This window comes from Bacillus salipaludis (genome assembly GCF_004358205.1).
Genome location: NZ_SMYO01000023.1, coordinates 23,163 through 43,846, shown reverse-complemented (window position 1 = coordinate 43,846; position 20,684 = coordinate 23,163). Strand labels below are relative to the sequence as shown.

The window sequence follows — 20,684 nt, the reverse complement described above, 5'->3', positions numbered from 1 at the left end:
GAAAGCATTCGAAAACTCATGAACGAAGAAAGCTTTTTACGGTAGCTAAGAAGGCTGGTAAATTATCATCATGCACAAAGTGCCCGGCATGATCTATCGTCACCAATTCGCAATTCGGAATAAGTTCAGAAACTTCCTTCAATTTATTTTGGGGAACATGACTGGACCCACCGCCTATAATAAGAGTTGGCTTGATAATGTCCTTAAGACGTGCCCACCATTCGGGATTGGGGTCATTAAGTTGCCTTAGAATCGAAGGCACAACCAGCCAATCAAATGGCAGGTGAGCAGGAGGTTTAGAAGGAATCTCGATTGGCTTATCTGGAAAAGGAGGTGGAGTGTCTTCAACAATCAACTTTTCTATCCTTGAAGGAAATCTTTCCGAGAAAAGATAGGATACAGTTCCTCCCATGGAATGACCAAGTAACGTAAATTGTTCTAAATTCATCGCATTCGCAAAATGAAGCAAATCATCGCACATCAGTTCAAAGGTGTAAGTTCCAGCTCTTGCACTCCCAGCGTGACCCCGCTGATCTAAAGCTAAAACGCGGTATTTTTCTGCTAAAGCAACTGCCACCTGATCCCATGATTCTGCACTTTTCCCCAGTGCGTGAAGAGAAACAAGCGGTGCTGCAGAAGGGTCCCCACTCTCTCGATATTGAAAAGTGAGTCCATTCAATTCAATTTGATTTACCCGTGTTTCCATCTCGCTCATCTCCTAAGGGCTTCGCCATTTGAAACCCGATTTATTTAATTCCATACCTACATATTTCAGCTAATATGTGATTATTGCCTGCGATCTGCAATCAATCTGGAATGATAAACGAAGACCTTTTAACTTAAGAAGTGCTCTTCTATTTTCATGGTTGAAATTTTCACTTCCCTTTTTATGCGGTACAAAATTCTTGAATGATTTGTTTTTTTATTTCTTCTATCGGAAACTCTTGTGGATAGGTAGATATCATCAACATAATACCTTGAAGGACGGATGAAAAATATAACGACCGTTTCCTTGGCTGCTTTACTCCCAGCCTTTCAAATATTTTACATTGCACCTCAAACATTCTTGCGTTCTCTTTAATAAGGAGTTTACTGTATTTAATCAACTCTTCGTCTGCCTCTGGCTGAGTTTGCAGGTGCAGATAGAATCGATGGACTTCTGGACTTTGATGGATATTATCAATCGCTCCTTCAATAATGTGTTTAAGTTGCTCACTGGGTTTCTCGAGAGCGGCTGCTCCTTCCATTACTTCAATCACTTCCCTGATTCTAGCCTCGACCATTTCAGACAGCAGTTCTTCTTTTCCTTTATAGTAATTGTATAGTAACCCTTTAGAAATGCCCGCTTGTTTAGCTACATCGTTAATAGAGGTAGCATAATATCCCTGTTTAATAAATAACTCCATAGCGGCAGCACGAATTTTTTGTTTTGACAGTTGGCGAATACGATCATTCTCTTCAGGTGTTCGCGGCATTTTATCTTCAATCCTCCATAAAAGCAGTGATTTCTTCATATAAATGTTCAAATATGTCAGTGTCAACAAAAGTTTCTGCATAATCTATTTCACTTGAACACCCAGATCCTATTTCCCGTTCATGTCTTAATAAATACACACCACACCTTCCATTATTTAACATAATATACAGTATTATTTTATTATTGAATGAACGGTTAGTCAATGATAAATTCCTATTTGCTCAAATTAGAAAAGATTGAGGAATTAAAAAATAATCACTTACTTGATGGTGCAAAAATTGCTTATTACCTTCTTTTTACCATTTTTGTGCGCTATTTCTCCGCCAATTTAGCTGAGCCAATGATAGCTCCGAAAGTAACACAATCCTTTTCAAAAACGATACAAAATGGGACTAAATGTTTTTCCGTTTTGATGTTCACCGACATATGATAATGTACCGATGAATGAAAAAAGAAAGGAGGAGTTGATATTGAGTGAGGAGAAAAAAAGTAAAAAAGGTAAATCACTGTGGGGACCACTTTTGGCAGCACCCGCTGTATTTTTTCTTGCCCCTCTTGGAATCGGACTTTATCTTACTCATCCTTTCCCGGCAAAAACCACAAAAAACCCGAAGGACTACGGACTTACATTCGAAGAGATTGAATTTTTCAGCCGAAAAGATCAAGTAAGGCTGTCTGGCTGGTGGATTCCTGCCGCTTCCAAGCAAAGTAGTAAAACCGTCATCACTGCACACGGTTATATGAACGAACGAGCCATGGAAGGGATTGATGGCTTGCAACTCGCCAAAGCTCTTTCGAAACAAGGCTATAATGTGCTAATGTTTGATTTTCGCAATGCAGGTAAATCAAAAGGAAGAACCACAGGGTTGGGTTTTTTTGAAAAGCACGACTTATATGCAGCGATTGAGTATTCGATTCAGAAAAAAAAGCAGAAAAAGCTTGCGCTGCTTGGCTGGAGTATGGGTGCTTCCACTGCGCTTATTGTTGGATGCGAACATCCTGCGGTTTCTGCCGTCATAGCCGACAGTCCCTTTAGTGATTTAGAAGCTTTTTTAAAAGAAAATCTTTCCTATTGGAGCAAATTACCCAAAAAGCCTTTTACACCGATCATTTATCATTCCATGCGAAAACTCCTCAAAATTGACCCCACTGAAGTTTCACCAATCAATAATGTGAAAAACACGAAAGGAAAATCCTTCTTATTGATCCACAGTAAAACGGATGAAGCGATTCCCTATACCGAGAGTGAAAAACTTATTCAATCCATTTCACCAGATAACACTCGAGAATTGTGGCTGACAGAAGATGGTGACCATATTCATTCGTATCTTTTGAATAAAGAAGAGTATGAGCGTCGTGTTCTCCGGTTTCTAAATAAATACTTAAAGCTTGCCTAAAGTCGGATCCTTGCTCTTCTGGTTATTCCATCTTTGGCCTAGCTTTTGGGATATATTAGGTCAAATCCTCGTCAATGTATGGCGAGGTTTTTTAGTTTGAAATTCTATCATGGTTACGGTTGAAGGTACACACCCCTTCAAATTTAAACCTGAGTTAGTTCATGTACTATTTATTCATTCTTAATCATTCTTTAACAATTAATTCAGTCAGAATTCAGGTTGCTTTATTATAAATAATTTGTTGGTAAAAATTTTTGCATAGGAATTTACATGAAAACTATTTAATCCTAGTTATTAATCATTATTGGAAGAAGGTCTACTATGAACAAAGCTTTATCAGTCTCCATGAATCAGGCAAATGAAATGTTTGCGAAGGTTCCCGAAATTACACTCTACTTTTGGATTACGAAGCTACTGACTACTGGAATGGGAGAGGTGGCCTCTGATTATTTATTCGAAAATCTAAATCCACTTATCTCTGCACCTTTAAGTGTACTAATTTTTGTAGCCGCCATGATCCTGCAGTTCAAAGTACGCCGTTATATACCAAGTGTCTATTGGTTAGTTGTTGTGATGGTCAGTATATTTGGAACAATGGCTGCTGATGTCGTTCGTGTCGGACTCGGCATCCCCTACATCGTGTCTACCATCTTCTTTATAGTGACACTTGCCGGTGTTCTCATCACTTGGTTTTCCAAAGAAAAAACTTTGTCCGTACACAGCATTTTCACCCGTCGCCGTGAAATCTTTTACTGGCTAACCGTACTGGTTACATTCGCACTCGGTACCGCCGCAGGCGATATGACCGCATCAAGCATGCATTTGGGTTACTTCTCATCAGGTGTATTGTTTACTGTCTTGCTCGCTATTCCAGCTTTGGGTTACAAATTATTTGGTCTAAATGAAATTTTTGCTTTCTGGTTCGCTTATATCATGACGCGTCCGGTGGGTGCATCGTTCTCGGATTGGTTAGGGGCATCTCAGAGCCACGGTGGTCTAGGAATCGGTAAAGGCTTGGTTACACTTGTATTATTGCTCCTTATTATAATCCTCGTTGTCTTTCGGGGAGGTTCACCCGCGAAAAGCATGGAAGCGAACGAGAGTGTGGAAAGAGTATCCTAATAAATAAAGGTAAAAGTTGAAAGAGGAAAAATGGAAGCTGCCCCAAAAGGTCGTTTCATGACAACCCTTTTGGGACAGCTTCACTTTAATATATAAATGAACTTTTTGTGAGTTAAATCATAACTCTGTTCACGTCTCATCAACATTTTTCTCAAAGTGTTCAAGCAATGCACGCACTTCATCAGTTGATTTTGTGTTCATCAATTGATTTCTTAATTCACCAGCTCCACGGAATCCCTTAACATAGATTTTGAAAAAGCGATGCAGCCCTGAGATTGAACGCGGCAGTATTTCCGCATATTGATCTTGAAGATCAAGCTGCAGTCTTAAAAGATCAAGGTATTCTTTACTGCTATGCTCTTTTGGCTCTTTTTCAAAAGCAAAAGGATTTTTAAAAATACCTCGCCCGATCATAATGCCATCAATACCATATTGTTCGGCAAGTTGCAGTCCAGTTTGACGGTCCGGAATGTCTCCATTGATGGTGAGTAGCGTATTTGGCGCAATACGATCACGTAATTTTTTGATCTCCGGAATTAGCTCCCAATGCGCATCTACCTGACTCATTTCCTTTCTTGTACGTAAATGAATAGATAGGTTGGCAATATCCTGTTTTAAAATATGCGTTAGCCACTCCTCCCACTCCTGTACCTCCTTATAGCCAAGTCGGGTTTTCACGCTGACAGGCAGTCCGCCCGCTTTTGCTGCTTGTATAAGTTCTGCCGCAACATCTGGACGCAGAATAAGGCCACTACCTTTCCCTCTCGATGCCACATTCGGTACAGGGCAGCCCATATTAATATCGATGCCTTTAAATCCTAGCTCTGCCATGCCAATACTCATTTGGCGGAAATATTCGGGATGATCCCCCCAAATATGCGCCACCATTGGCTGTTCATCTTCAGTAAAAGTCAAACGGCCACGCACACTTTTCATACCCTCTGGATGACAATAGCTATCCGAGTTTGTAAACTCTGTGAAAAATACATCCGGCCGACCGGCTTCACTTACTACGTGACGAAAAACAACATCTGTCACATCTTCCATTGGTGCAAGTATAAAAAATGGTCGTGGTAAATCACGCCAAAAATTATCGATCAATTCAAACTCAAATCCTCTCATTATGGATATAACTCATACACTCGGCAAAAAAAATATAAAGCCAAATGTTCCACTCCTTATACACTTATATCATGCTTTATAACTTATTATCAAACACAAATATCCTTGGACATTTATTATTTGTAAAAAATTTATTGCGAATATCAATGGAATCGTTAGCTCTCCTTAAATTGGAAAGTAGTTTTATGTGTGTCTAAAATGACTAGGTCAGTACAATCAGAGCCTCTATTGTTGTAAGCAAATAAAAAAACGCTTGGCTGTAAACCAAGCGCTGCACTACATGCGATTCCCCACGCCCACTGGCACTAGGAAATCACGTGGTCGGTCTAAGTAGGTTCCTCCTAGTCCAAACATTCAAAAATTGAGCTTAACCAATGTTTGTCAATTCCCGATTATTACGATCTAACACTTCAATCTTCACATTACCACCAAGATGATGTGACACTAAATCAGACAATTCTTTAAGCGCCATATGAAACTCAGCACTTCTTGCTTCATCAATTAATTCAATACAGAGGAATGCATTTTTTGTATTTTCTGTTAGCATCGTCCTCTTAGCTTCACGCCAATTCCAGCATCTGCATATTGCGCCATCATCATCTTTATAAACTATTTCACCTGGATATGGCGAAGCATTTTCATCATTTCCCAATGGAATAAACGGTTCATTACCATTTGCCATCGTTAGCCGAAGATCACCCGCAAAAGTGTCGATATCTTCCCCACCACATGGAAACCCATAACGCAATGAAATGGAATTGTAGATGTCAACAAGCGGATTTATGGTTCCGATGTGACTGCCATTTTTCACTCTTTTTAATAAAGCTTCAATGGAACATTTGGCCCCTTTTTTTGTCTTGAATTTCTGAAAAGCTTCTCGCCAAACGAATATGACTGGATTCTTACTGAAGTCCTCCAGATTGAGAAACTTATGTGCTTCTTTCTCTGCCTCCTGCAGCAGCTGATCGTAGATTCCAACATCTCTTATTGAATTATCAATCCCCTGGCAAATAATAGTGCCGATCTTTGCATGAGGGAATAACGACCAAAAATCATCTTCAATAATAAATCTAGGCATATATGATCCCTCCATTTTAATTACCTTATTTCCGTTGCTCACGCATCCACTGAGCAACCTGTTTTTCCCCTTGTTCATTTGATTTTTCAAGCTTTGCAATAATCGATTTATAATCGGCATCACTGCGATTTTGACTCATTTTGGCTGCACCTTGAATAGAGGTGATTTCAATATCAAAGCCAACGATTCCTTTCATTTCACTCTCAAGCAACTCTGGGTCAAACGTATCCCAGAGCCGGCCGTTTTCACGGTGAGACTCGTAGCGTTTAAGCATTGTATCCAAAGCTGATTTCAGCTCGTCCCCACTAATTACACGTGCCGTACCATAGGCATGTACAGCAAGATAATCCCATGTAGGAACCTCATCAATCTCATACCAACTTGACGAAATATAAGCGTGCGGTCCTTGAAAAATTAGCAGGACATCACGATTGTTATCCAACGTTTTCTTCTGCATGTTTCCGTATGCAATGTGCCCGCTCGCATAGATTTTCCCTTCCTCTTCACGAATTTCCAACGGAATGTGAGTAACCAAGGGGCGATGATTTCCATCAACAGTAACCATTAAGGCAAACGGATAAGACTTCATCATTTGAACTGCTTCATCATGATTCATACGATATTGCTTGGGAATATACATAATCTTCATCCTTTCAACTTGTCATTGAATTTTTATTAATATCCGATAAAAAAATAATATTATAGATTCTGACATAGAAAAAGGTACAAAAATAAATAAGTATACATGTCAGAAAGGAAAGCAAAAAAATAACCATTTATTCCTTTACAGATAACTCTCCAACTTTTTGTTTCACAATCGCACTCTAGTCTGGATTATCAGCTGCTTTTAAAAAGTAGTTTTTTCCTTACCTTTAAACTAGTATTAAATATTTATCTCCATTTAAAAAGTACCCCATAATGCTATGCTCTAGGAAACCTTCTTTTTGTGCAGACTGCCCCTTTAGCTTAAATAGAACAACCGTTTCAATTTCGTAAAACAGGTCAATAATTCCAGAAATTATGTTTTGGGTATATACTTTTAATCATTTTTTTCTCCAAAAAGGAAATATTAAGTTTAACAAAATAGTAAAGGAGCAAATTTATGTCTAACCACAATAAAAAAATGGTGTTCTCCGTGGCTATCGGTTCCTTTCATGGGGAAAAATTCATTTTTTAGATTCTTGCCTGCGGCATGTTTTACCAACTTGTTCATAAGTGTACTTAGCATTGTTGCGAATAAGAAAAAGTGGTTGATAAAACCTTGGAGTTTTTAAAGTAAAAAGATGACTCATACGATTTGGTATGTTATATGTGTTGGTTTTGCAATTGTCATTTATGGTTTCAGTACATAATAGAAAAATGATTAGAAAAGCTTCTAGTCCTGTTGCTGAAGGAAGAATCAATGAGTAATGAATCAACAATTAGATGGAACCGCAGTTGGTGGCAACAAGGGGGGAGCTAGTTGAGTGATGAGGAAAACAAACAAAATTGAAGCTGTATTTTGGAGCATTGCTCTTCCCGGTTTTGGTCAAATTCTTAATGGACAGCTGATCAAAGGCATGCTTTTTATATTCCTAGAATTCCTTATTAACGTAATGAGTTCATTTAATAAAGCTATTATGCTAAGTTTTTTAGGTGAAATAAGTGAGGCAGTGCAAATAATTGATTATCAATGGCTGATGTTTTATCCATGTGTTTACATGTTTGCAATGTATGACGCCTTCAAGCATGCAGGTGAGAATAGTGGACCGTTTTCCTTTTTACCTTTCGCTTTTGGTGCATATTTCGTTACAGTAGGACTAATGTATTCAACGAAATTTACTATTTTCGGAGTATTTTTCGGTCCAATTTTTCTTCCTATGTTATTTTTAATCCCAGGATTATTGGTTGGATTTTTGATTCGTTATCTATTAAAAAAATGCAAAAAAAATTAATGTTTTACATTAATAAAGACGATGATTCTTGAGTGAAGGAAACACCGTCTTTTTTAAATCAAAATTAACTTTTTCCACTGTTTCAGCTGAAACCAGCTACCCAAACTTCTGTAGTCATGTGTTATTTATCTAATGCATGGATGGTTATTCCCCATTAAATAAACGAACACCTTCACTCATTTGTGAAGGTGTTTGTTTTCGAATTGCCCTGATTAATCTAAATACTTCTACTTTTCATACTTTAAAAAGTGACCTTCCATCATGTTAAACCTCATTTAGCTGCTAACTTATTTCGATCAACAGCATGTGGCGGTTGTTCCATCCACCCTTTTTCAATAAAAATTTTTGCTGCCGCTTCAACAAATTGTGAGATTTTCAATAACGACTTTGAATACATTAGCCCGATATCATGCCTTCCGTTAACAGCAGTAGAATTTCCAAATGCTCTTATTTTCATCGAGAACATATCCATTTTATGAAATAACATTATTTTATCTGAAAAGGGTGAAAAAGTTGAAGTTGTCACCAAATCATCCAAAAAAGAAGGTGTAGGTAGATTCTCATCATGTAGCTTTTGCATATAGTGTTCGATGCTTGTGGAGGTCAAGTCCCTGCCCCACTCAAACAATTTCCGTATCTTTTCATCCTTTACCACTTGGGCAAATGACATAATCAGCGCTTTGCTCGCAGTATTATTTTCAATATTATCGTAAAGGTGAGCAATTTCTAATGCATGTAACGAACGCACATGTCCCAAAAAACCATTTAAAAAGTCCTGATGAACAAACTCCACCTTATCTGGTACAGGTATAATAGGAGGTTTGATAATATATCCTTTATTCATTAATATTTCATTGATTTGCGCCATTAAGTCCATTGTGGCATCCATACAGTTCCTAAAGAATTCTTTAACATCCCTTCTAATCATAAGCGGTATTGCAACGTTATAGATACTCATTCCTGCTTTTGCAACGTATTTCAAATAATGAACATAGAATCGATCTTGAAATAAACGAGGAGCTCCAAGGTTTACGTCTTCTTCCCCAAAACCTTTAGGAATAGGGAAGTTCTCCTTTTCAAAAATTCCTTCAATAGTATTCATAAATTTTAAGCTTAATTTTAATGCATTTTCTAATAAAGTTTTTATATCTTTATCTTCAACATGTTGGAGATAATAACTTAATATGCATTTTGACATGCTGTTTCCCATATAAGTAGCCCAAAGTTTGCCCATTTCTGCAGAAGTTAATGGTTCACTAGTATCTTCTTTATATGAACCTAATTTAATTGGCTTAATTGTTTCCATGGTATCTCCTTTCCTACCTGATTTTGATTAGTATTTACCTTCAATTGGAATCATACTCGATAGATAAGCCATTCAAAATCGAATTAGAAGATTTCTACCGTCTCGCTCAATAATAAAGGTCTTTACCCGTACAGGAGCTTTTAGCAAATTTAGTTGAAATGAAGGCATATCGCAAAGCCAGATGAAAGCTTGAAAAATCAATAATGCCAAGATTCCCTTGCGCCGATTATTGTTCGGAATAAACAGCATCAAGCAAATAAATCCGGTCAACCACATTGCTATCAGGATGATACGCTCCACTAGCATATTTATAGAAACTCCCCTTTTTTATTTTTTTTTGAAAAGAAAATTCAAACTATTCCTAGGATTGATTCAATCTTAGTATGAACGAAACATTGGCAGAATTATCACCACTCTGGAACACCTTATCGGAAAAAGATAAAAAAAGAGTGCCAGCATGTCCTAGTTCTAAATAGGTCCTGGCACTCGTAACTTTTCTTGTATAAGGATTTACAACGCTATTTCTTAAGATTGTTCAATCGTAGCAGCATAAATAGGTGAATTATTTTTCTCAAACCTAGCGATTTTAATTCCTCCATCACACGTTTGAATATCCAAGATCTTTCATTAGCTGGATTATCATGATCCTTTGTAGGCTTGGTGTAATTCCGCAAGATTAAATTTCTTCATTTTAAGAAATGCTTTCGTTACGCGCTCTAGCTGCTCAGGTGTGCCCTTACTCATCATCTTATCCATCTCACTTGGCACAATCTGCCAGGATAGACCAAACTGATCTTTCAACCAGCCGCATTGCTCGGCTTCCGGAACCGCAGAGAGCTTTTCCCAGTAGTGATCAATCTCTTCTTGTGTGTCGCAGTACACCATAAAGGAGATGGCCTCGTTAAAACTGAATTTATGCCCATGCGCACTATCCATTGCTGTAAACCACTGATTATCTAAGCAGAAATCAGCGAACATGATGGTTCCTTCTTTGTCAGGATCCATGCCTTTAGGATAACGGGCGATCAGTCCCTGCTTTGCATTCTTAAATACGGATAAATAAAAGTTAATCGACTTTTCCGCCTTCCCGCATTTATCACCGACAAATAGAAGTGATGGCAAGATTGCAGGCCGTTCTTCCCCTTCAGGATTGGTAAGGATTAACTGCCAGGACAAACCATATTTATCCTGTATCCAGCCATACCTTTCACTGAATGGATACTGGCCAAGCGGCATCAATGCTGTGCCACCTTCGGACAATTTGTTCCAAACCTCATTTAATTTTTCACTCGCGTCTTTTACTCGCGATGGGTCAAAATTAACCATGAAAGATACCGATGGATTGATCTTGAAATAAGGTCCTGCACTTATGGCCATGAACTTCTCCCCCCATAGCTCAAAAGAAACGATATCGGAATCACCTGAGGGTGTGCCGTGGATTGTCGTTACATTTGTAATTTTGGAATCTGGAAATATGGAAGCGTAAAACTCAGCTGCTTCTTTTGCTTCCCGGTCATACCATAAATGCGGAACGATTTTTTGAATTGTGTTTGTCATTGTTACTCCTCCTTTATCTTCAATGGAAATTTCCTGCACTGAGTTTTAACCTATAATGATTCGCTCTTTTGGATAATGATAATTCGTTTTAAGTGGTTTACCACCCATGATTAATAAAAAGGTAAAGATGCCGATTCTTCCGATGAACATTAAAATCATAATGACAACTTTACCCATGACACTTAATTTTGCCGTGATTCCCATGGAAAGACCGACCGTTCCAAAAGCAGATGAAACTTCAAAGATAATCTCCAATAATGAAAAATTCGGTTCCAAGATGCTAAGTATGACGGTACTGATACAACAAAGCATCATCGCTGTTGTAATGACGATAAAGGATTTTATGACATCCTCCATCGCGATTTCCTTTCTGAAAATTTTTATGGTCGTTGTTCCGTTCGCAAAATAATAGATACTTAATATCATAATCGCAAAAGTAGTCGTCCTGATCCCTCCTCCCGCACTACTTGGAGATGTTCCGATAAACATAAGAATACTTAAAATAAATAAAGTTGGCGGTGAATATTCATTAATATCGATTGTATTAAGTCCACCATTCCTAGAAGACACCGAATAAAACAGCGAATTAAAAAAAGACTCGTGCCAAGATTTATCGGCAAAGAAACGATTATATTCACATCCATAAATCAATATGGTGCCGACTACAATTAAGGCAAAAAATGTTAGCGTCGTAATTTTTGTAAACAAAGAAAACCGATAAGGTGTTTTCTTCCGGTGTTTAAAAAACTGTATCACTTCCATCAGTACTGGAAAACCAATCGCTCCTATTATTAACAACACCATCGTCATGATTAACACAAAATAATCATGGGAAAATGGGATTAATGATTCTCCTGTGATATCAAATCCCGCATTGGTGGCAGCACTAACAGACGCAAAGAAACCTTGTAAATAAGCTTCCTGCCAGGTAGGAAAGTATTTTAAAAAGTATGTACCAAAAATAATAGCCGCTACTAATTCCATGATTATAAAGAGGAACAGGATATTTCTGACGAGCTTAACTAATCCGGAAAAAGTGGGAAGGTTTTGATCCGTCATAATCAGCATTCGGTCTTTTATTCCGATCCTTCTTCCGATTAAAAGCCAAATCGTTGTTCCAAGAAACATAATTCCGATTCCGCCAAATTGCAAAATGAGCGCAAAAATAAATGTTCCCGGAACACTTAGAACCTCATTGATCGTAATGGTGGATAATCCTGTCACACTAACCGCACTTACAGCAGTAAATAGCGCATCAATCAACGTTAAGTGAACATTGGGTTTTAATGTAATCGGCAGCATTAATAATATAGTTGAAACCACCACAGCAATGAAGTAATAAATGAAGATTAATTGCGCAGGTTGTAGTGAGATCTTTTTTTTCTGTTTTAAAATTTCCATGTCTCTCCATGTTACCCCTTTAGTGGAATAATCCAAATGTTTTTTTCTTTCTCTATATCCTTTCATTGTCCGATATTCATATTGTTAATGCAAATCATACCCTCGCTATTTTTTTACTTTTATTTTTTCCGGTATGACCGTCCAGTACTTGGGGTCTTCTAAGCCGAGTCTCCAAATCCCAATGCCTCGTAGGTTATATTTTTCTATTAGGTTTAGTTTAACCCGCAAACTGGAGCTATTCTCGAACCAACTTGGTGGCGATGATGTTCTTCATCTGTATAACCAAAATGGGGTGTTTGCGTAATAGAGTCCCACTTAACTTTCGCTTTATATTTTGTTTTCTGCCCCATTACCTGTGCATAAGAACTATAAACGGCTTTGTTCGTTGTAGTATCCCAGTCCCATCCATAACCAGCAATACCGAGTAAAATTTTTGTGGAAGGCACTCCCTGTTTCAAAGCATAAAGAATGGTTGCTTCTGTCCAATCAACTGATGCCGTCGACCCGGGTTTTGTTCTGGGGTTATGTTCATCGTAGGTCATAATCATTAACCCATCAGAAAATTGACCAAGTTTTGCGTAATCAAACCACGGTGACCAGGGATTCGCCCGGGAATCGCCTGTGTTTGGCGGGACTGAAACTGTCACCACCTTCCCCTCATGATGCAGCGCATCAGACAATTCTTTCATCATCAGACTAAAGGAATCCCGGTCAGATAAATACAAATTTTCCATGTCAATATTAATCCCATCATATTCAAACTGATTGATTTCCTTTCGCAAGTTTTGAATGAACATATGGCGGTTCATATCGTGATCAAGCACATCACTCGCTACTTGTTTACCTTCCTTAACCGTTTCATATAGAAGGTTATGAACAACTAGATATACCTTCAGATGTTTTTTATGAGCATTCTGAATTACCATTCGCTTATGGTCCGCTGTAACAGAATCGATAAGACTTCCCGGATGTTGATCATCAAGCTTATACCAAAAGGGAGCAATGATGCTCAAATTGGTGAATTCCGCGTCAATTATAGGTTGAGACCCTGGATATTTTCCTTCCTGTTCAGTGTAGAAACCTAGAACTTCACGAGGAGTTTTATTTGTTTTAGTTTCCACTTTGCTTTGTGACTGACTACAGGATGTCAGTGGTAGTAAGGTCATACTCAAAAAAATGATGATGAATGACCGATAACATTTTCGCAAAATCGTGCACCTACTTCTCTACTATGTACACATAATTTTAGCTAAGAATAGAGAAAGCATTCAAAAAATACTTATAAAACCCTAAACTATACCTTTTTTGTACATAGGCGGAGCAAATTAATTTTTTGTAAGTTTTCTGATATTGAAATGTAATGCTCTTATTAAGAAATTGATATATAGCTGTGTTATAATTCTGAAAAATCAGATAGAATTTTCGGTGATTCTGAGGGTATTGTCACGTAGAGTTTTAATAAGTGAGGGATGTTTTTTGCTAATAAAATATAAAAAAAGTTATGAAAAAATTGCAATGGGGCTCCTATCCTTTATTCCAAGCGAAAAGGATCTTAAAAAAATGATGATCACCATTAATGAGTATGATACGGAGAAAGACCGAACGCTCTACCTGTGGAAAGAAAAAGAAGGGATAGTAGGCCTGATAGGTATATTGTTTAAAAATAACCAAATCTTATTGCAACATATTGCCATAAATCCCTCTCATCGAAATCAGGGATTCGGCAAGCATTTGGTGAAAGCTTTAAAAAGACATTATCCTACTACGCCAATTCTTCCAACTGAAAACACGGAAGCTTTTTTACATAAATGCAACATAATTGAAGATTTGCAGAAAGATATGAAAGAACTAATGGCTGCGCCGAATTAATTTACTTTAATTCAGAAATGTATAGGCAAAATTACTTTGAAATCTTGCTGCACTATTCTTTAAAGCAAATAATCATTTTTCAATAATCACCAAGAAAATTATTTTAATTTTTCCTCCACGAATGCTGATTATCCGTCTCAAAATGATTAAATTGACTAAACTCCTACATTCATCCACAGACATTGCACCATCTTTTTCATGTTTACAAGGTGGTGCTCCACTTTATCATAAACCTCCCTTTTATTACATTATATATATACATAGATTAATATTAGTCGAGGTGTTATGATGCACTTTTATGAACGAGATAGTGAAAATGAATTCGATACGACTAGAAAACGAGCAACGTTTCGAACACAGGTAATAAATAAGAATTTTTTTAAAAATATCAATTGGGGAAAATTAGAAATAGAAGATGGATTAGTAAAAAAGAATCGATTGGTTCCTGTCCCTTTCCCTGTTATTCACGGAAAAAACACAGTGTTACCGGTTTGGGATTTAAGCAGATATTCTTTTTTATTAAACGAACAAACACCTGATACAGTAAACCCAAAGCTATGGGAACAAGCAAAATTAAACCTCCATGCAGGATTGTATAAGATAACAGAAAATATTTATCAAGTAAGAGGTTTTGACATCGCAAATATGAGTGTTATAAAAGGGAAAACTGGTTGGATTGTAATTGATTGTCTAACTAGCACAGAAACTGCAGATGCTGCATTTCAATTAATAACAAATAATTTAGGGAGTTTCCCAATAAAAGCAATTATAATTACTCATTCGCATGTTGATCATTACGGTGGAATTTCAGGAGTTCTTTCTGATAATGAAAAGTCAGTTGTCATCTACGTTCCAAAAGATTTTATGAAATCTGTAATTGAAGAAAATATAACTGCAGGGGTGGCCATGAATAGACGAGGTGCATTTATGTTCGGGCTACACTTGCCACATGATAATAAAGGACAGATAGATAATGGAATTGGTAAAGCATTGCCTACTGGGACAGTGACTTTAATGAATAATGTTGAAGAAATTTCATCTTACGGTCACGTACCCTTTATAGAAAAAATAATTGACGGTGTCACTTTACAATTCCAACTTACTCCGGGAACTGAAGCACCTGCTGAAATGAACATTTATATTCCAAGTGAAAAGTCCTTATGCATTGCAGAAAATTGTTCTGTAACACTTCATAATTTATATACATTAAGAGGGGCCCAAGTTAGGGACCCCATTGCTTGGGCATCCAATTTACAGCAAACCATCGATTTATTTGGTGACGACTTGACTAGTGTTTTTGGAGTACACAACTGGCCACGGTTTGGAAATAATAATTGTATTAACTATTTAGAAAAACAAAGAGATATGTATCAATATATCAATGATCAAACCTTACGATTTATTAATCAAGGGTACACATTGGAAGAAGTTGGACGGATGGTGAAACTGCCAAAAAGCCTAAGTGACGAATGGTATAACAGTTCTTTTTATGGGACAGTTAATCATAATGCAAAGGCAGTCTTTCAAAAATACATGGGTTGGTATAATGGAAATCCAGTCGATTTAAATAAATTACTTCCAGAGGAGTCAGCTAGTAAATACGTGGAATTTATGGGGGGGGAAGATGCTGTACTTGAAAAAGCAAAAAAATCTTATCAAGATGGCGAGTATCAATGGGTAGCAGAAGTCACTAAGCAAGTCATTTATTATAATCCAAACAATCAAGAAGCTAAGCTTTTATGTGCAGATGCATTAGAACAATTAGGATATATTGCGGAATCAGCTCCATGGAGAAATGAGTATTTAATGGGGGCCCAAGAACTAAGAGGCGGCAAAAAAACAATTCCAATTTCGACAATAACAAATGATGTGTTAGATACGATTCCCCTTCAAAGTATTTTATATTTATTAAGCATTAGAGTTGATGGAATCAAAGCAGGAGATTTTGATTTTAAAATTAATTTTGTCATTCCCGACCGAAATGAATTAGCCTCAACAGAAATTAAGCGAGGCATATTTAGGTATCTTAAAAATGAGCTAATTAGTGGAGCTGATTTAACTGTTACCATGTGGAAAGATAGATTATACGAACTTGCAACAACTAATATTCAAACCAATAACTCCATAATTATTATCCAAGGAGATAAAAATAAATGGCAATCATTCTTGGGAGTACTGGATAAAATAGATCCTCATTTCAATATTATGACTCCATAAGTCCCCACCCCTCACCGCATCCGTTCATCATACTTTAAATAATTTCACTGGGAGAGCGAACGGAATCTAGTTCGCTTTCTTTCATTTATTATTTATATCCTATAAAAGCTATATTTCTGTCCCTACCTCCAAAACAATTACAACGTGTTATTATCCCTTTCCTCTGCATATTTTTTTACCTTTGCAGAGAAAATAAAATAAATTGAAATGAATCTCAGGTGATCCAAATGAACCTTAACAACAAAACATCAAGTGTTCTCGATTATAATATACAAGCCTTAAATACAATGTTGGGGAAGAGTTCGGATTTTCAAATAAGAGAAATTACTTTGACCAGTATAGATAAGCAAGCAGCAGTTTTGTTCATCGATGAAATCGTAGATTCGAATTCGGTTCAGCAGTACGTAATAGAACCTTTATTATCGTATAAGCTACCGGGATTCCAAACTGATGTGGAACTGCTTTCTTTTATAGAATTATCTGTTATTCAAGTAAAAAAGATTACACGAGTGGAAGATATGAATCTTGCTTCATCTGAGTTACTGAAAGGCAAAACCCTAGTTATTTTGGAAGGAATAAGTACCTTCCTCTCAACTGATACGACAAAATGGAATGCTCGCAGTGTAGAAAGCCCTAAAGGACAACGAGTTGCTAAAGGTCCTGACGTCGGTTTCACTGAAAATAGGAGTACAAACATTTCTCTCGTTCGAAAGATTATCAAAAATCCAAATGTAAGAGTATCCACCAAACAGTATGGAACTAACACCCATACCGACGTATCTGTAATGTACATTGAAAATATAGTGGATAAACAAATACTAGAGACAATCTATAAACGCCTTGAAAACCTCCATTTAGATGCAGTCTTGGAAGCGAATTATATTGAGTCCGTTCTTACAAAGGAGTCCAAGTCTTTTTTTCCACTCGTGCTCAATACAGATCGACCTGATGTAGTAGCAGCCGAAATGCTGGAAGGAAGAATCGCCATCTTTGTAGATGGTTCTCCTTATATCCTAATTGCTCCTGCGGTGCTCATTCAATTTTTCCAAACACCGGAGGACTATTATTTTAGTAATACAGGTTTCATTAATACGCGCTTAATTCGATTTTCACTATTTTTTTTATCCTTATATATTCCTGGCGCATATGTAGCTTTTATGACGTACCATGCAAACTTGTTACCAGTCAAACTGTTAGTGGGGTTTGTATCACAGCGAGAATTAGTACCATTTCCTACCTCGTTAGAAGTAACCATATTGATTATCGTGATTATAGCCATAAACGAAAGCTCCACCCGCTTACAGCAAAACATTGCTGTTACAGTGTCTATTTTTGGAGGGATTATTTTAGGACAGTCTGCAATTGAATCACAATTAGTCGAACCTCCAAGCTTAGTCATCGTAAGTGTTACGTATATTTTAGTTAGTGTTGTCCCTATTTACCAACTGCGAATAACGGCAGCAAATATCACTCTTTGTTTTATAGCCGGGGGTGCAGCTCTTGGCTTTTACGGTATAGCCCTATTGTCACTTGTATTATTACTCCATCTTTGTTCATTGCGTAGTTTTGGGGTACCCTATTTATCTCCTTTTGCTCCGTTCGTTGCTCATGATTTAAAAGATAGCGCGATTCAACTATCACTAGATGAAATGATCAATGATGAGTCTCATTTTACGAAAGAAGAAAATATGGATGAGACAGATGAAGCGTAACAATCAGGTAAAGCAAACGAACACAAAATCAATGATAACCTTGTTTCTTGCGATTGGATTAATCATCTCCATAATCGTTAGCAAACAAGTGCAGGATAGTATGCTAAATAAAATCAGTATAGTTTCCGCAATTGGGATCGATAAAAACGAGAAAGGATACATTGCTAGCATACAAATATATAATCCAACCGCCAACAGCAAAGAAGGAGCTGCTGAAATAGGTGCGTATACATACAGTGCACAAGGAAGGACCATCCCTGAAGCAATCGACCGTATTCATAATAAATTAGCCCGAACTATATTCTTGGATAATACTGAAGTCGCAGTATTAGGGGAATCACTTGTAAAATCTGATGAAATTTCTTCCATCACCCATTACTTTATGCGTGAATCAAATTTACCCGCAAACATCAAGATTGTTATATCTAAGGGAGTAAAAGCGGAAAAATTGCTTCAAATCTTTACACCTGTTCAAAAAATTTCGGGAAACCGATTGGATGAGATGCTCACTAGAAAACGAGAGTCCTGGGGGAATCTCACTGATATTACTTCCAATAAAATTAAGGAAATGGTAAATAGGAAAAGAACTGAATTAACCATCCCTTATATCTCCATAAAGGGTGATTTATTAAAGGGATCTTCGAAGGACAATATTGAAAAAGCTACACCAGAAGCCTTAATTGAGATAGAGGGACTTGCCGTATTCAAACATCAAAGGTTTTCATATTGGCTTTCTTCATCGGAAAGTAACTTATATGGGTTAACAAAAACCAAAATTCGGGATACCACCTTGATAACAAAGTGCCAAAGAGGGTCTGGATATGTAACCTGGAAAGACGTTCGAGGCAAACCTGTTATTCAAATACAAGATAAAAAAGGGGCCCCAGCCTTTCTTCTCCAGCTTCAAATAAAAGGAAAGCTGTCCGACGTATCATGTAATTTAGATACTTCTACCATAAAAGCCATTTCCTCTTTGGAACATGATGCAGAACTTGAACTCCAAAAACAGATTAATCAGCTGATAGTGAAAACGCAAAATAAAAAGACTGATATAAATGGATTTGGGGAAGTTTTGTACCGAAAACAACCAAAAAGGTGGAACAAAGTAAAAAACAACTGGAATTCCGTATACTCAACTGCACAAATTCAAACAAATGTAAAAGTGGATCTTATGGATATAGGAGAAATTTCATCGTCTTTAAAATAGGCTTTGTCCATAGAAAGGAATAGATTAAATGATGATCAAACTGGCTCCATTGGAATTATTCTCCTTAATGATTAACTTTTTGCTTGGAAGTGCCATCGTCGTAGGCTGGAACTTTGAAACTAGTCAAGATGTTTGGATTACCATTTTACTATCGATATTTATAGGGGTAGGAATTTTTTATCTCTACATCATCCTCCACTCTTTAGGAGAATGGGGAAATTTGATTCAACTTATAGAACTAGGATTAGGAAAGTGGGTATCCAAAATACTTGGGCTTATATATAGTCTATACTTTTTATACATCGCAGGAAGGGTTTTAAAAGATTTCTCTTTTTTCATCGGGGAAGTGCTTTTTAACAATATTCCTTTTTGGATTATATCTTTCACGTTTCTTTTGGTGGTGTTTTATAGTTGTTTACTTGGCATTGAAGCTATAGCAAGGAGTTCATTGATTTTATGTGCTTTTTCAATTGTTATCATATTAGTTCTCATGATATTTGGATACCTTTCTCCTTATTTTGAGGTGAGCAATTTAACTCCAATATTCCGGACAAGTTGGAAACAGATAATGTCATCTGTTTTCCCAACCGGATTAACGTTTCCTTATGGCGAGCTTATCGTATTTATGATGCTATTTCCAAATGTAAACAATACTAAAACTTTACGAAAATATGGCTGGATTTCTATATGTTTAACAGGTTTATTGCTGCTTGTAGTCGGAGAAATGATACTGGGCTTATTAAGTTCTGAAACAGTCAACTTATATGTATTCCCATTTGTAAAAGCTTTAGAATTAACTAACATCTTAGATATCCTATCACATTTAGAAGCTTTTGCTGTTCTCCTTAATTTAATTGGTGGATTTGTTAAAATTTCAATCTTTATGTACAGTGGGTTAATGATTCTTGTCCACTTGTTTCCAAAGAGAAATTTAAATCTGATAACCATGATTTCAGCAATCCTAACCTATTTATTCGCATTTACGCTATCTAAAAATATTATTCAACACTTATTCATCGGATTGAAAGTCGTTCCAATTTATTTCCATATTCCATTTCAAATTGTCATTCCATTAATCTTAGTTATCAGTTTGTTCATAAAGAAATTTATAGCGAAATCCTTTTAAAGGAATCCTACCTATCAGGCTTTTAGTTTTGAACCCTTCCCTTATGTGCTATTATTACCATAAATTGAATTCGCCCCTTGTTTAGCTGTTACAAAAATATTCATTCAAATTCAGAATTAAAAGATTGTTTAACCCAAAAGGGTATCCTCTAAATAAAAG

General features: G+C 36.9%; 17 protein-coding genes. 8 read left to right on the top strand and 9 right to left on the bottom strand.

Annotated features, from left to right (window positions below; translation table 11 throughout):
• Positions 1–16: 16 nt before the first annotated feature.
• On the bottom strand, positions 17–706 hold the full coding sequence (locus E2K98_RS26815; protein WP_133339586.1) for an alpha/beta fold hydrolase: 690 nt from the start codon (positions 704–706) through the stop codon (positions 17–19).
• Between the two features lie 181 nt (positions 707–887).
• Positions 888–1,475 (bottom strand): TetR/AcrR family transcriptional regulator, encoded by a 588-nt coding sequence (locus E2K98_RS26810; RefSeq protein ID WP_133339584.1) that lies wholly within the window; start codon positions 1,473–1,475, stop codon positions 888–890.
• Positions 1,476–1,947: 472 nt separating this feature from the next.
• Between E2K98_RS26810 and E2K98_RS26805 the strand changes: the two genes are divergently transcribed.
• Positions 1,948–2,874 carry an alpha/beta hydrolase gene (locus E2K98_RS26805; RefSeq protein WP_165976397.1) on the top strand — a complete coding sequence of 309 codons (927 nt, stop codon included), beginning with the start codon at positions 1,948–1,950 and terminating at the stop codon, positions 2,872–2,874.
• 321 nt (positions 2,875–3,195) lie between these two features.
• Positions 3,196–3,996, top strand: a complete 801-nt coding sequence (locus E2K98_RS26800) for a COG4705 family protein (protein ID WP_133339580.1) — start codon at positions 3,196–3,198, stop codon at positions 3,994–3,996.
• A gap of 129 nt (positions 3,997–4,125) precedes the next feature.
• Here the strand turns inward: E2K98_RS26800 and E2K98_RS26795 are convergent, their stop codons facing one another.
• The 3 genes from E2K98_RS26795 to E2K98_RS26785 all read right to left on the bottom strand — a co-directional run bounded on the left by E2K98_RS26795 (position 4,126) and on the right by E2K98_RS26785 (position 6,836).
• The gene (locus E2K98_RS26795; RefSeq protein ID WP_165976398.1) at positions 4,126–5,097 is read right to left on the bottom strand and encodes a tRNA dihydrouridine synthase; all 972 of its coding nucleotides are present in this window, start codon (positions 5,095–5,097) and stop codon (positions 4,126–4,128) included.
• A gap of 388 nt (positions 5,098–5,485) precedes the next feature.
• Positions 5,486–6,196: a B3/B4 domain-containing protein gene (locus E2K98_RS26790; RefSeq protein ID WP_133339576.1), complete on the bottom strand. Its 711-nt coding sequence runs from the start codon at positions 6,194–6,196 to the stop codon at positions 5,486–5,488.
• A gap of 25 nt (positions 6,197–6,221) precedes the next feature.
• A complete protein-coding gene (locus E2K98_RS26785; RefSeq protein ID WP_133339574.1) occupies positions 6,222–6,836 on the bottom strand; it encodes an FMN-binding negative transcriptional regulator in 615 nt (204 codons plus the stop codon).
• An 829-nt stretch (positions 6,837–7,665) separates the two neighbouring features.
• Here E2K98_RS26785 and E2K98_RS26780 point away from each other — a divergent pair.
• Positions 7,666–8,130, top strand: a complete 465-nt coding sequence (locus E2K98_RS26780) for a hypothetical protein (protein ID WP_133339572.1) — start codon at positions 7,666–7,668, stop codon at positions 8,128–8,130.
• Positions 8,131–8,401: 271 nt separating this feature from the next.
• Here E2K98_RS26780 and E2K98_RS26775 read toward each other — a convergent pair whose 3' ends face one another.
• The 4 genes from E2K98_RS26775 to E2K98_RS26760 form a co-directional block, all read right to left on the bottom strand.
• Positions 8,402–9,436 carry a DUF3231 family protein gene (locus E2K98_RS26775; RefSeq protein ID WP_133339570.1) on the bottom strand — a complete coding sequence of 345 codons (1,035 nt, stop codon included), beginning with the start codon at positions 9,434–9,436 and terminating at the stop codon, positions 8,402–8,404.
• A gap of 639 nt (positions 9,437–10,075) precedes the next feature.
• A complete protein-coding gene (locus E2K98_RS26770; RefSeq protein WP_133339568.1) occupies positions 10,076–10,993 on the bottom strand; it encodes a VOC family protein in 918 nt (305 codons plus the stop codon).
• Positions 10,994–11,038: 45 nt separating this feature from the next.
• Positions 11,039–12,394 (bottom strand): TrkH family potassium uptake protein, encoded by a 1,356-nt coding sequence (locus tag E2K98_RS26765; protein ID WP_133339566.1) that lies wholly within the window; start codon positions 12,392–12,394, stop codon positions 11,039–11,041.
• A gap of 212 nt (positions 12,395–12,606) precedes the next feature.
• Positions 12,607–13,407 carry a glycosyl hydrolase family 18 protein gene (locus tag E2K98_RS26760; protein WP_235824941.1) on the bottom strand — a complete coding sequence of 267 codons (801 nt, stop codon included), beginning with the start codon at positions 13,405–13,407 and terminating at the stop codon, positions 12,607–12,609.
• A gap of 463 nt (positions 13,408–13,870) precedes the next feature.
• Here E2K98_RS26760 and E2K98_RS26755 point away from each other — a divergent pair, with 463 nt between their 5' ends.
• The 5 genes from E2K98_RS26755 (at position 13,871) to E2K98_RS26735 (ending at position 20,525) form a co-directional block, all read left to right on the top strand.
• The gene (locus E2K98_RS26755) at positions 13,871–14,263 is read left to right on the top strand and encodes a GNAT family N-acetyltransferase (protein ID WP_133339564.1); all 393 of its coding nucleotides are present in this window, start codon (positions 13,871–13,873) and stop codon (positions 14,261–14,263) included.
• Between the two features lie 288 nt (positions 14,264–14,551).
• Entirely contained in the window at positions 14,552–16,480 is a 1,929-nt protein-coding gene (locus E2K98_RS26750; protein ID WP_133339562.1) for an alkyl/aryl-sulfatase, read from the top strand.
• Positions 16,481–16,707: 227 nt separating this feature from the next.
• Entirely contained in the window at positions 16,708–18,192 is a 1,485-nt protein-coding gene (locus E2K98_RS26745) for a spore germination protein (RefSeq protein WP_133339560.1), read from the top strand.
• Positions 18,173–19,399 carry a Ger(x)C family spore germination protein gene (locus tag E2K98_RS26740; protein WP_165976396.1) on the top strand — a complete coding sequence of 409 codons (1,227 nt, stop codon included), beginning with the start codon at positions 18,173–18,175 and terminating at the stop codon, positions 19,397–19,399. Before E2K98_RS26745 ends, E2K98_RS26740 begins: the two co-directional genes overlap by 20 nt.
• 28 nt (positions 19,400–19,427) lie before the next feature.
• Entirely contained in the window at positions 19,428–20,525 is a 1,098-nt protein-coding gene (locus E2K98_RS26735; RefSeq protein ID WP_133339556.1) for a GerAB/ArcD/ProY family transporter, read from the top strand.
• The last annotated feature ends 159 nt before the right edge of the window (positions 20,526–20,684 follow it).

Coding starts and splice junctions, on each gene's coding strand:
- E2K98_RS26815 (WP_133339586.1), bottom strand. CDS start 706: ATGGAAACACGGGTAAATCAAATTGAATTGAATGGACTCACTTTTCAA.
- E2K98_RS26810 (WP_133339584.1), bottom strand. CDS start 1,475: ATGCCGCGAACACCTGAAGAGAATGATCGTATTCGCCAACTGTCAAAA.
- E2K98_RS26800 (WP_133339580.1), top strand. CDS start 3,196: ATGAACAAAGCTTTATCAGTCTCCATGAATCAGGCAAATGAAATGTTT.
- E2K98_RS26790 (WP_133339576.1), bottom strand. CDS start 6,196: ATGCCTAGATTTATTATTGAAGATGATTTTTGGTCGTTATTCCCTCAT.
- E2K98_RS26785 (WP_133339574.1), bottom strand. CDS start 6,836: ATGTATATTCCCAAGCAATATCGTATGAATCATGATGAAGCAGTTCAA.
- E2K98_RS26780 (WP_133339572.1), top strand. CDS start 7,666: ATGAGGAAAACAAACAAAATTGAAGCTGTATTTTGGAGCATTGCTCTT.
- E2K98_RS26775 (WP_133339570.1), bottom strand. CDS start 9,436: ATGGAAACAATTAAGCCAATTAAATTAGGTTCATATAAAGAAGATACT.
- E2K98_RS26770 (WP_133339568.1), bottom strand. CDS start 10,993: ATGACAAACACAATTCAAAAAATCGTTCCGCATTTATGGTATGACCGG.
- E2K98_RS26765 (WP_133339566.1), bottom strand. CDS start 12,394: ATGGAAATTTTAAAACAGAAAAAAAAGATCTCACTACAACCTGCGCAA.
- E2K98_RS26750 (WP_133339562.1), top strand. CDS start 14,552: ATGCACTTTTATGAACGAGATAGTGAAAATGAATTCGATACGACTAGA.
- E2K98_RS26745 (WP_133339560.1), top strand. CDS start 16,708: ATGAACCTTAACAACAAAACATCAAGTGTTCTCGATTATAATATACAA.
- E2K98_RS26740 (WP_165976396.1), top strand. CDS start 18,173: ATGAGACAGATGAAGCGTAACAATCAGGTAAAGCAAACGAACACAAAA.
- E2K98_RS26735 (WP_133339556.1), top strand. CDS start 19,428: ATGATGATCAAACTGGCTCCATTGGAATTATTCTCCTTAATGATTAAC.